A 10204-nucleotide genomic window follows, 5' to 3' on the forward strand; every position below is an offset into this window, starting at 1 on the left:
CCAGTGCGCGCCGATCCTGTGGCCGGTCGGCATGGGTTCGCGCCTGAAAGGCGTGGTGCACCTGCTCACCGGTGAAGTGCACATCTTTGAAGCCGGCCGCAATTTCACCCGCCAGGACTCGACCATTTTCTCCTCGCTGGACGATCCACAACTACAGGCGCGCATCGGCGCCGACATGCTGGCGGAATTGCGCGAAGAGCTCGAACTGGTCGAAGGCGCCTCGCATCCATTCGACAAGGCCAAATATCTCGCCGGCCAACAAACACCGGTGTTCTTCGGCTCGGCGGTGAACAACTTCGGCGTGCAACTACTGCTGGATTTTTTCGTCGAACACGCGCCTGCGCCAACACCGCGCGCCACCACTTCACGCGAAATCGCGCCGGAAGAAGAATCCTTCTCCGGCTTCGTGTTCAAGATCCAGGCCAACATGGATCCCATGCATCGCGACCGCGTCGCCTTCCTGCGCGTATGCTCGGGCCGCTTCGACGCCGGCATGAAGGCATTCCACGTGCGCACCAGCAAGGAAAGCAAACTCGCCAATGCGCTCACCTTCATGGCCAGCGATCGCGAAATCGTCGAGACCGCGTATCCCGGCGACGTGATCGGCCTGCACAACCACGGCACGATATCGATCGGCGATACCTTCACCGCCGGCGAAAAACTCAGCTTCACCGGCATCCCGAATTTCGCGCCAGAACTGTTCCGGCGCGCGCGCCTGCGCGATCCGCTCAAGCTCAAGCAATTGCAGAAAGGCCTGGCGCAGCTGAGCGAGGAAGGCGCGACGCAGTTTTTCCGCCCGATGATGTCCAACGACCTGATCCTGGGCGCGGTTGGCACGCTGCAGTTCGACGTCGTCGCCTATCGCTTGAAGGACGAGTACAGCGTCGACGCGATCTTCGAGCCGGTGACCGTTTCGACCGCACGCTGGGTGCGCGGCGGCACGCCGAAGAAACTGGAAGAATTCCGGGAAAAGGCCGCGCTCAACCTTTCCCTCGATGCCGCCGGGCAACTGGTCTACCTCGCACCGACGCGGGTGAACTTGCAGCTCACGCAGGAGCGCTGGCCGGAGCTGGTGTTCGCCGCGACGCGCGAGCACGCGCACGCGATCGCGCTCGACTGATTGCGCGGCAGGCGTTCTTGTCCGCGCCCGCCCCCTCTGCCATGCTCGCTGGCACTCGCCGGGAGTCCGCCATGGCCAAGACATCGTCGCGATTTTTCCTGCTGTTGATGTCGGCAATGTTGTTGGCCGCCTGCAAGCCGCACGTCCCCGCGCAGATCGCGCAGGGTCCGGCGCCAGCTTCGGTTTCGCTGCCGACACCCGCCACTGTCGCTGGCAACGCCAGCAGCAACCTCGCGTATTTCGACAACAGCGGCCGCAACGACGTCGACAGCGGCGGCGCGCGCCGCATCGAAATCAGCACGCCGAAGGGAAAATTCTCGGTCTGGACCAAGCGCGTCGGCAACAATCCGCGCATCAAGGTGCTGATCCTGCACGGCGGCCCGGGCGTGACGCACGAAGCCTACGAGGCCTTCGACAGTTATTTCCCCGGTGCTGGCATCGAGTATTACTACTACGACCAGCTCGGCTCGTTCTACAGCGACCAGCCGCACGACGCCTCGCTCTGGGACACCGACCGTTTCGTCGACGAGGTCGAGCAGGTGCGCGCCGCACTGAAGCTCGACAAGGATAATTTCTATCTCTACGGTCATTCCTGGGGCGGCATCCTCGCGATCGAATATGCGCTCAAGCACCAGGACCATCTCAAGGGCCTGGTGATCTCGAACATGATGTCGAGCATTCCCGCCTACAACGAATATGCGCGCAGCACGCTGATGCCGCAGCTCGATCCGAAGGTGCTGGCCGAGATCCAGGGCTTCGAAGCCCGCCACGACACCACCAATCCGCGCTACGACCAATTGCTGATGCAAAACTTCTACACACAGCATCTTCTGCGCCGTCCCCAGGAACAATGGCCGGAGCCGGTGCTGCGCGCTTTTTCGCACCTCAATCGCGAGGTCTACGTGCCGATGCAGGGGCCTAGCGAACTCGGCGCCAGCGGCAAGCTCGAGCATTGGGATCGCAGCAAGGACCTGGCGAAGATCACCGTGCCGACGCTGGTGATCGGCGCGCGTTACGACACCATGGACCCGGAACATATGCGCTGGATGTCGACGCAGCTGCCGCATGCGCGCTATCTGTACTGCGCCAACGGCAGCCATCTGGCGCTCTACGACGACCAGAAAACCTATGTCGAAGGCCTGATCGGCTTCCTCAAGGATGTGGATGCAGGGCGCTTTTGAAGGCAAGGACGAGATGAAGAAGAAAGACAGAAAAATTTCCCTGCTCCGATTCGAACGCAAGCACGAGCCCTTGCTGCCGTGGCCGGCGTTCGTGCGCCGCATGCTGCTGAGTGCGCTGGTCGGGCTGGCGATGATCGCGGTCTCGCTTCTGATCGGCATGATCGGCTACCACGCGCTCGAAGGACTCGACGCGATGGACAGCTTCCTCAATGCCTCGATGATCCTGTCAGGCATGGGCCCGCTGTGGTCGCCGCGAACCGAGCCGGGCAAGTTGTTCGCCGGTCTATATGCGCTGTATTCGGGCCTGGCCGTGCTGGCGATCGCCGGCATCACCTTCGCGCCGATGGTCCATCGCTTGCTGCATGCCCTGCATGCCGAACCCGACAACGCCGAAAATTCCTGAAACCCCGCCGGATTCCCAGCCTTGAAAACCAACGACCTCACCGCGGCGACGACGCCCGCGAAAACACCGCTCTGGCTGCGCGTGCTGCGCAATCCGCTGGTGCGCATCATCCTGTTTTCATTGCTGGCGATCGGGCTGAGTTACCTGAGCACGGTGACGAGCGGCATCCAGCGCATCGTCCACGACGACTATTCGCGGGCGACACCGGCGCAACTTCTTGTCTGGGCGGTCGCGGTGGCGACGCCGATCATCCTTGCTTACTGGCTGCTGGTGCGTGGCATCGAGGGTCGGCGTGTCGATGAACTCGCCTGGCGAAAACTATTGCCGCATACGGCGCTGGGCCTGCTCACCGGCTTCGCCATCATGATCGCCGCCGCCGGCTTGATGGCCGTGTTCGGCTGCTACCGGATCACCGGCGTCAATGCCGATGCGAACCTGCTCGGCCCGCTCGTGCTGATCGCGATCCTGCCCGGCATCACCGAGGAAATCATTTTCCGCGGCGTGCTTTATCGCGTCGTCGAAGATGGCCTGGGCTCGTGGCTGGCGGTATTGGTCTCGGCGCTGTTCTTCGGCGTCGTGCATCTGGCCAACCCCAACGCCACGCCCTGGAGTGCATTCGCGATTGCACTCGAAGCCGGCCTGCTGCTGGGCATGGCCTATGCGTGGACACGTTCGTTGTATTTCGTGATCGGCCTGCATGCGGCCTGGAATTTCACCCAGGGCGCGATCCTCGGAATTTCCGTATCGGGCATCGAACAAAAAGGTTTGCTGGTATCGACAACGCAGGGTTCGCCGTGGTTGTCGGGCGGCGCATTCGGTGCCGAAGGTTCGGTGTTGACCGTGATCATCTGCACGGCACTGGGCCTGTTCTTCACGCGCAAGGCGATCGCCAGCGGGCAGATTCGCGCGCCGTTCTGGAACCGTAGTAGCGCCGAATCAATGCCGCCGCCGGCGACGGGCAAGCATATTTAGGTTGCCGACTCCGCTGGCAGTCGCCACTATCGCGCGATCCTGGGCATTCCCGTCCGGTCGGAAACAGCAATGAGCGACCGGCACGAACTGCGCGAGGAAATCTGGAACGCGCTCACCCACGGCGTCGCCTTCCTGCTGAGTCTCGCGGCTGGTTCAGTGCTGATCACGCTCGCGGCGCTGCGCGGCGACGGCTGGCAACTGGCCAGTGCGATCGTCTTCGCGATCGCTCTCGTGCTGCTGTATTGCTCGTCGACGCTCTACCACGCGATCCCGCATCCGGCAGCGAAAGCGCGCCTGAAGATTTTCGACCACTGCGCGATCTTCATCCTGATCGCCGGCACCTATACGCCATTCACGTTGATCGGCCTGCGCGGGCATGGCGGCTGGGGTTTGTTCACGGCGGCGTGGACACTGGCGGTACTCGGTGTGGTTTTCAAGCTGTTCTACACCGGCCGCTTCAAGGGCGTGTCGACGCTGATCTACATCGGCATGGGCTGGATGATTGTCGTCGCGATCAAACCCTTCCTGCGCGAAGTGCCGATGTCGACACTGCTCTGGTTGCTCGGCGGCGGCATCGCCTACACGCTGGGTACGCTGTTTTACATGAGCAAGCGCGTGTACATGCACGCTGTCTGGCATGGCTTCGTGATGCTGGGCAGCCTCTGCCATTTCGTCGCGGTGTCGATGCAGGTGTTGACGGTCGCCGCCTGAAAGTGCTTTGCGAAATTCAGGCAGGCGGGTTGTCGAGCCAGCTCGGCTGATCGCGATCGAAGTATTCGAAGATCAGATGGATGCGATGGGTCTTGCCTTCATTGACCACGGCATGCACATCGAGATTGTTGACCTCGACGGCCTCGCCGACCTTGAATTGGTAGGTCTGCGGATCGACGAAGAACCTCACGCCGTCGTTCGTAGTGAGCGGCACGTGGATTTTGTGCGGCCATTTCGCCGACGGCATCGCGTCGCGGTGCGGATGGATCACGCCGCCGGGCGCCATGCGCGCCAGCATGATGCGCGGGAAGCTGCCGTTGCTGTAGCCGTAAGGCTTCGTGGCCTGCTGCAGGATCGGCAGCAGGCGGTCCTGCCAGTCGGACCACAGGCTGCGATTGTGCGACTCGCGCCAATCATCGAGATGGTTCACGAACCGGAAAATGATGTGCTTGGTCTGATCGAGAGCGGCGAACTGATTGGGTTTGCCGGCATTCTCGATATCCCAGATTTCCTCGGGTATCGCCAGCACGTCGTCGACCAATGTGCCGAGTTCGACGGGGCCGAGAAATTTGACGGAGCGGGTCTTGCGCGGATTGGCGTACATGGTCATTCGAACCGGTAGTCGAACATTTCGAGATCTTTCTGGTACAGCTCGGAAACCCAGCCGATCAGGTCGCGATCATAGTATTCCTGCCAGGGCCGGTGCTTGGAACTATTGACCTTGTCGAGCGTGCGCGAAGCGATGCCGAGGCGCTGGCACAACTGATCGTATGAGGCCTGCATGGTTTCGTTGCGACCAATGAAATCCGTCGTCAGCCTGCCTTCGGCATCGACCACGAAACTGTACTGGGGCAAATACAGCAGGTGATTGACCGGACGCATTTCCCGGATGATGTGCTTCATGTAAGCCGTCGGCGACGTCTCGAAATGCGGCGTGCCGCGGCTCATGAAAGCGCAGTAGGACACGAAGCGATCGAACGGATTGCGCACGAAGGTGAACTTCAGATAGTCGTCGAACACTTCGTCGCCGAGTACCGGACGGATTTCCCTGGCACTGATGTGGCCATGCGTGATGTCGGCGAACTCCGGGAACGGAAACCTCTTCTGGACGAACAGACCGACCTGCTCGAGATCGTCCTCGCCCATGCTTTCGCGCAGCGCCTGGCGAACTGAATGCGTGCCGGTTTTTGGTATGGGAAAGAAGATGTAGCGGTGTTTCCGGGAAATGATCATTGCGGGCTTTCTGGGGCGAAAACAACGGATGGGAGCTATGTTCCCATGGACCCGCCCCCCGGCAAAACCCTGCCGCGCAGGCTCAGCTGGTGATGTATTGCTGCAGCTGGTGGATTTCCATCTGCTGGTCCTCGATTACCGAGCGCACCAGATCGCCGATCGAGACCATGCCGATCAGTTGGCCATCGTCGACGACCGGCAGATGGCGCAGCTTGCGCTCGGTCATGATCGCCATGCATGCCGGCACGGTATCGCCGGGCGAAACGCAGACGACGGGGCTGGACATGATCACGCTGACTGGCGTGTCGGCCGAGGAACGGCCCTGCAGGATGACCTTGCGGGCGTAGTCGCGTTCGGTGGCGATGCCGATGATTTCCGGACCGCGCATCACCAGCACCGAGCCGATGTGGTGCTCGGCCATGAGGCGGATGACTTCCAGAACCGGCGCTTCCTGCGGCACCGTGATCACGCGGGCGCCCTTGTCTTCGAGGATATGGCTGACCTTGCGCATGGCGCCTCCGCTCACGAATGACGGGTCATCATAGTCCTTCCGGCGCGGGCGGTGAACACGCCGCTCATGGTCGCGGCCAGCGCTCGCGGATCAGGTACAAGGGCCGCTGCTTGGCCTCGAGATAGAGCCGGCCGAGGTATTCGCCGATGATGCCCAGCGCGACCAGTTGTACGCCGCCCAGAAACAGCACCACTGCCATCAGCGTCGGCCAGCCCTGCACTGGATCACCCCAGAGCTCGGTCTTCATGACGATCCATCCACCGTAGGCGAACGCGACCATCGCAGTCAGCAAGCCGATGTAGGTCGCGACGCGCAACGGCACCGTGGAAAACCCGGTGATGCCGTCGAGTGCGAGATTCCACAGCCGCCAATAGTTGAATTTGCTGTCGCCGGCGATGCGCGCCTGGCGCTCGTACGGCAGCGATACCTGCCGATAACCGACCCAGGCAAACAGGCCTTTCATGAAACGCTGGCGCTCGCGCAGTTGCCGCAGCGATTCCAGCGCGGCACGCGACATCAGGCGGAAGTCGCCGGTGTCGGCGGGAATCGGGATATCGGAAAGACGATTGATCACGCGATAGAACGCGTTCGCGGTTACGCGCTTGAGCCAGCTCTCGCCCGGTCGCGCCGTGCGCGTGCCGTAGACGACGTCATAGCCTTCCTGCCAGCGTGCGATGAAGGCCGGGATCAGTTCAGGCGGATCCTGACCATCGGCGTCGAGCACGATCACGGCATCGCCATCGACCAGATCCAGACCGGCGGTCAGCGCCAGTTCCTTGCCGAAATTTCGCGCCAGACGCAGCAGCGACACACGTGGATCGGCGGCGGCAAGCGCGGTCAACGCTGCCCAGGTGCCATCGCGACTGCCGTCGTCGACATAAAGCACGCGCGCCGGCATCGGCAACGCATCGAAAACCTTGGCCAGCCGCGTCTGCATGCCGGGCAAGGCTTCCTCTTCGTTGTAGGCGGCGATGACGACAGCGAGCACGGGCGTGGTTTCCATGGCCCGATGGTAGCCGCTCGTCCCCGCGGCTTGACACGATTCCATAATTCCGGAATTATCGAATTATGGAAACCACTGCCGCCCTCGAAGCGCTGCGCGCCCTTGGCCACGAGTCCCGGCTCGCGGCTTTTCGTCAGCTGGTGCAGGCCGGCCCGGCGGGATTGTCGGTCGGCGAACTGAAAGATCGCCTCGCGCTGCCGCCGGCCACATTGAGCGCGCATCTGAATGTCCTGCGCGCCGCCGGCCTTGCCGATGACGAACGCGAGGGCCGCGTCATCCGCGTCCGCGCCAACTATCCGCAGATGAATGCCCTGCTCGCCTACCTCGGCGAAAACTGTTGTCAGGGTGTTGGCTGCAGCCCCGATGTGTCCTGCCCTCCACAAAAAGACTCCGGAGTCCGCTGATGAAGCGCTTTCATGTCCATCTCAATGTTGCCGATCTGCCGACTAGCGTGCGCTTCTATTCCACTCTGTTCGCCAGCGCGCCGCATGTACTCAAGGCCGACTACGCAAAGTGGATGCTCGAGGATCCGCGGGTGAATTTCGCGATTTCCAACACTGGTCGCGTGCAGGGAGTCGACCACTTGGGCATCCAGGCCGAATCGGATGAAGAACTGGCCGAGCTCGGCGTTCGCCTGGATACGGCCGGCGGCAGCGTCATCCCCGAAGAAGCAACGGTGTGCTGCTACGCGCGATCGGACAAGGCCTGGACCGAGGATCCGCAGGGCACGCGTTGGGAAACCTTTCACACCCACGGCGAAGCGACGACGTACCACGAAGGCAAAAAAGCCTGCGCGACCGACGGCGCCGCCTGCACCCCCGATCCGCAGGCGATGAAGCCCCGCGTCGACAAAGGTACGTCCTGCTGTGCACCGCAGTCCGGTTGCTGCTGATCCGACCAAGCATCCGCTTTCCGCAACGCAGTGCCTGTCCTACACCACAGCATCGAGTTGTCGCTGCCACCGGACAAATTTTGATCGCTTTGCGGCAGGGCGAGAACTGCGCAATATCACCCGACGGGATTGAATCCAGACATGTCCGAAAAAAAACGCCTGTTGTTCGTCTGCGTCGAAAACGCCAATCGCAGCCAGATGGCCGAGGCGTTTGCGCGCATCCATGGCGGCGATGCCGTCGAGGCGATCAGCGCCGGCTCCCGGCCTTCGGGTGTGATCAATCCCAAGGCGCTGCGTTTCATGGCGGAACTGGGCTACGACCTCGGTGCGCACGATTCGAAATCACTGGATCAGATCACCGGCGAGTTCGATGCGGTGATCACCATGGGCTGCGGCGACAGTTGCCCCTGGGTGCCGGCAAAACGCCGCGAGGACTGGGCGCTGCCGGATCCGCGGCACATGGACGACGATGCCTACCGCGCCGTGCGCGACGAAATATCCGCGCGCGTGCAAAAACTGCTGGCGTCGCTGCGATGAGCCTGTCGAAGAAACTGTTCTCCGAATTCATCGGCACGGCGTCGTTGCTCGCCACGGTCGTCGGTTCCGGAATCATGGGCGTGGCACTGTCGCGCGGCAACGACGGCATCGCGCTGCTGGCCAATGCCGCGGCCACCGCAGGGATTTTGTACGTGCTGATAGCGCTGCTCGGGCCAATCTCCGGAGCGCATTTCAATCCATTGGTGACGCTGGCGATGCGCTGGCGGCGCGAACTCGACACGCGGGAAACGCTCGCCTATATCGCGGTGCAAATCGTCGCGGCGATCGCTGGTGTGATGCTCGCGCATGCGATGTTCGCGCTGCCGTTGATCGAACCCGGTACGCATGTGCGCACCGGCGTGGCGCAGTGGCTGAGCGAGGCGGTCGCCAGTTTCGGCTTGCTGTTGACTATCTTGCTGGCGCGCGAACATCGCCCGGCTTCGGTACCGGCTCTCGTGGCGAGTTACATCTTCGCGGCGTACTGGTTCACTGCGAGTACTTCATTCGCCAATCCGGCGGTGACACTGGCACGGGCGCTGACACAGACGTTTGCCGGCATCCGTCCCGGCGATGTCGCCGCTTTCATCGCCGCGCAGTTGCTCGGCGCGGCGATTGCCTTGCTGGCTTATTCGGCGCTGTCGTCTTCGTCGTCGTCGACGTTTTCCAGCGCGCGGCCCGAGGCCAGGTAACTGGCACCACCAAGATGGCCGACCTGGCGCTGGATCCAGTTCGCGCGCCGCAGCACATACGCCCCAGGTTTGCGCGCGTTGTATTTTTTTGGATTGGGCAGCACCGCCGCCAGACGAGCGCTCTCCGATGGCGAGAGCCGGATCGCGGAATGTCCGAAGAAAGTTTTTCCTGCAGCTTCCGCGCCATAGATGCCATCGCCGAACTCGGCGATGTTGGCGTAGACCTCGAGGATGCGCTGCTTGGACCAGAACAACTCGATCAGCACCGTGTACCAGGCTTCCAGGCCTTTGCGCAGATAACTACGGCCGGGCCAGAGAAAAAGATTTTTGGCGACCTGCTGGCTGATCGTGCTGGCGCCGCGCACGCGCTTGCTGTGCTTGTTGTGCGCCATCGCCTTGTCGATCGCCTGGAAGTCGAAGCCGTTGTGCGACGGGAATTTCTGATCCTCGGCCGCGACCAGGGAAATCGGCAGGTTCGGCGATAGCTTGTTCCACTCCTGCCATTCGTAGCGCGGCCGGAATTGCCAATCGCCGGCGCTGATTGCCTCGAATTGGCGGTCGATCATGAAAGCGCTGGTGAACGGCGGCACCCAGCGCAGCACCAGCACCTGGGCCATCGTGATCAGCACGAACCACAGCGGCAGCCAGAAAAAGATCAGGCGTAGCCAGCGACGTTTGCGGCGAGGCGAAGCGGCGCCCCGGACGGGCGCGGAAATGATGGCTGCGGACATTTATTCTTTCGGTGCTGGCGCGGCCCGACTGATGTCCACCGCAAGCCGCCATCCTAAACCAGGCGCGTCCCCGGCCGAAGGACGGCGCCAGATGCGCAGCCAACTTGGCGAACTGTTGCCGCCGCCCCAGGTCACCGCGAGGTCGCCGGCAGAGGCGATCATCCAGCCCGCATCGACACGGCCGAAGGACGGGGCAGCCAACGCCACGCCTTCGGCGCGAC

The 10204-nt window shown here is 62.4% G+C and carries 15 protein-coding genes; 9 read left to right on the forward strand and 6 right to left on the reverse strand.

The window, feature by feature from the left end; genetic code table 11:
• From VKM35_RS02725 to trhA, 5 genes are all read left to right on the forward strand, one after another.
• A partial coding sequence (locus VKM35_RS02725; protein WP_324318102.1) for a peptide chain release factor 3 occupies positions 1–1120 on the forward strand: 1120 nt, incomplete at its 5' end.
• A 71-nt stretch (positions 1121–1191) separates the two neighbouring features.
• The gene (locus VKM35_RS02730) at positions 1192–2301 is read left to right on the forward strand and encodes a proline iminopeptidase-family hydrolase (RefSeq protein WP_324318104.1); all 1110 of its coding nucleotides are present in this window, start codon (positions 1192–1194) and stop codon (positions 2299–2301) included.
• Positions 2285–2704 (forward strand): hypothetical protein, encoded by a 420-nt coding sequence (locus tag VKM35_RS02735; protein ID WP_324318106.1) that lies wholly within the window; start codon positions 2285–2287, stop codon positions 2702–2704. Before VKM35_RS02730 ends, VKM35_RS02735 begins: the two co-directional genes overlap by 17 nt.
• A gap of 21 nt (positions 2705–2725) precedes the next feature.
• Entirely contained in the window at positions 2726–3676 is a 951-nt protein-coding gene (locus tag VKM35_RS02740; RefSeq protein WP_324318108.1) for a type II CAAX endopeptidase family protein, read from the forward strand.
• A 69-nt stretch (positions 3677–3745) separates the two neighbouring features.
• Positions 3746–4387 carry a PAQR family membrane homeostasis protein TrhA gene (trhA, locus tag VKM35_RS02745; RefSeq protein ID WP_324318110.1) on the forward strand — a complete coding sequence of 214 codons (642 nt, stop codon included), beginning with the start codon at positions 3746–3748 and terminating at the stop codon, positions 4385–4387.
• Positions 4388–4403: 16 nt separating this feature from the next.
• Here trhA and VKM35_RS02750 read toward each other — a convergent pair whose 3' ends face one another.
• The 4 genes from VKM35_RS02750 to VKM35_RS02765 form a co-directional block, all read right to left on the reverse strand.
• Positions 4404–4997: an aspartyl/asparaginyl beta-hydroxylase domain-containing protein gene (locus tag VKM35_RS02750; protein ID WP_324318112.1), complete on the reverse strand. Its 594-nt coding sequence runs from the start codon at positions 4995–4997 to the stop codon at positions 4404–4406.
• Positions 4994–5620: a sulfotransferase family 2 domain-containing protein gene (locus tag VKM35_RS02755; protein ID WP_324318114.1), complete on the reverse strand. Its 627-nt coding sequence runs from the start codon at positions 5618–5620 to the stop codon at positions 4994–4996. The genes VKM35_RS02750 and VKM35_RS02755 overlap by 4 nt, the downstream gene beginning before the upstream one ends.
• An 82-nt stretch (positions 5621–5702) precedes the next feature.
• Positions 5703–6131, reverse strand: coding sequence for a CBS domain-containing protein (locus VKM35_RS02760; RefSeq protein WP_324318116.1), 429 nt, complete (start codon positions 6129–6131; stop codon positions 5703–5705).
• 64 nt (positions 6132–6195) lie between these two features.
• Positions 6196–7134, reverse strand: coding sequence for a glycosyltransferase family 2 protein (locus tag VKM35_RS02765; RefSeq protein ID WP_324318118.1), 939 nt, complete (start codon positions 7132–7134; stop codon positions 6196–6198).
• A gap of 65 nt (positions 7135–7199) precedes the next feature.
• Here VKM35_RS02765 and VKM35_RS02770 point away from each other — a divergent pair, with 65 nt between their 5' ends.
• The 4 genes from VKM35_RS02770 (at position 7200) to VKM35_RS02785 (ending at position 9252) form a co-directional block, all read left to right on the forward strand.
• Positions 7200–7538 carry a metalloregulator ArsR/SmtB family transcription factor gene (locus VKM35_RS02770; protein ID WP_324318120.1) on the forward strand — a complete coding sequence of 113 codons (339 nt, stop codon included), beginning with the start codon at positions 7200–7202 and terminating at the stop codon, positions 7536–7538.
• Positions 7538–8026 carry an ArsI/CadI family heavy metal resistance metalloenzyme gene (locus VKM35_RS02775; RefSeq protein WP_324318122.1) on the forward strand — a complete coding sequence of 163 codons (489 nt, stop codon included), beginning with the start codon at positions 7538–7540 and terminating at the stop codon, positions 8024–8026. The genes VKM35_RS02770 and VKM35_RS02775 overlap by 1 nt, the downstream gene beginning before the upstream one ends.
• A 141-nt stretch (positions 8027–8167) precedes the next feature.
• Positions 8168–8563, forward strand: coding sequence for an arsenate reductase ArsC (locus VKM35_RS02780; protein ID WP_324318124.1), 396 nt, complete (start codon positions 8168–8170; stop codon positions 8561–8563).
• Positions 8560–9252 (forward strand): MIP/aquaporin family protein, encoded by a 693-nt coding sequence (locus VKM35_RS02785; protein WP_324318126.1) that lies wholly within the window; start codon positions 8560–8562, stop codon positions 9250–9252. Before VKM35_RS02780 ends, VKM35_RS02785 begins: the two co-directional genes overlap by 4 nt.
• On the opposite strand, the gene mtgA is transcribed toward VKM35_RS02785, so the two are convergent.
• Positions 9189–9983: a monofunctional biosynthetic peptidoglycan transglycosylase gene (mtgA, locus tag VKM35_RS02790; RefSeq protein WP_324318128.1), complete on the reverse strand. Its 795-nt coding sequence runs from the start codon at positions 9981–9983 to the stop codon at positions 9189–9191. The genes VKM35_RS02785 and mtgA overlap by 64 nt on opposite strands.
• On the reverse strand, positions 9984–10204 hold a 221-nt coding region (locus VKM35_RS02795), incomplete at its 5' end, for a hypothetical protein (RefSeq protein WP_324318130.1).

This window comes from Arenimonas sp. (assembly GCF_035312645.1).
Classification (GTDB): Bacteria; Pseudomonadota; Gammaproteobacteria; order Xanthomonadales; family Xanthomonadaceae; genus Arenimonas.

Excerpts from the sequence above, each read along its gene's own strand:
- VKM35_RS02730 (WP_324318104.1), top strand. The coding sequence starts at position 1,192 with ATGGCCAAGACATCGTCGCGATTTTTCCTGCTGTTGATGTCGGCAATG.
- VKM35_RS02735 (WP_324318106.1), top strand. The coding sequence starts at position 2,285 with ATGCAGGGCGCTTTTGAAGGCAAGGACGAGATGAAGAAGAAAGACAGA.
- trhA (WP_324318110.1), top strand. The coding sequence starts at position 3,746 with ATGAGCGACCGGCACGAACTGCGCGAGGAAATCTGGAACGCGCTCACC.
- VKM35_RS02750 (WP_324318112.1), bottom strand. The coding sequence starts at position 4,997 with ATGACCATGTACGCCAATCCGCGCAAGACCCGCTCCGTCAAATTTCTC.
- VKM35_RS02755 (WP_324318114.1), bottom strand. The coding sequence starts at position 5,620 with ATGATCATTTCCCGGAAACACCGCTACATCTTCTTTCCCATACCAAAA.
- VKM35_RS02760 (WP_324318116.1), bottom strand. The coding sequence starts at position 6,131 with ATGCGCAAGGTCAGCCATATCCTCGAAGACAAGGGCGCCCGCGTGATC.
- VKM35_RS02765 (WP_324318118.1), bottom strand. The coding sequence starts at position 7,134 with ATGGAAACCACGCCCGTGCTCGCTGTCGTCATCGCCGCCTACAACGAA.
- VKM35_RS02770 (WP_324318120.1), top strand. The coding sequence starts at position 7,200 with ATGGAAACCACTGCCGCCCTCGAAGCGCTGCGCGCCCTTGGCCACGAG.
- VKM35_RS02775 (WP_324318122.1), top strand. The coding sequence starts at position 7,538 with ATGAAGCGCTTTCATGTCCATCTCAATGTTGCCGATCTGCCGACTAGC.
- VKM35_RS02780 (WP_324318124.1), top strand. The coding sequence starts at position 8,168 with ATGTCCGAAAAAAAACGCCTGTTGTTCGTCTGCGTCGAAAACGCCAAT.
- VKM35_RS02785 (WP_324318126.1), top strand. The coding sequence starts at position 8,560 with ATGAGCCTGTCGAAGAAACTGTTCTCCGAATTCATCGGCACGGCGTCG.
- mtgA (WP_324318128.1), bottom strand. The coding sequence starts at position 9,983 with ATGTCCGCAGCCATCATTTCCGCGCCCGTCCGGGGCGCCGCTTCGCCT.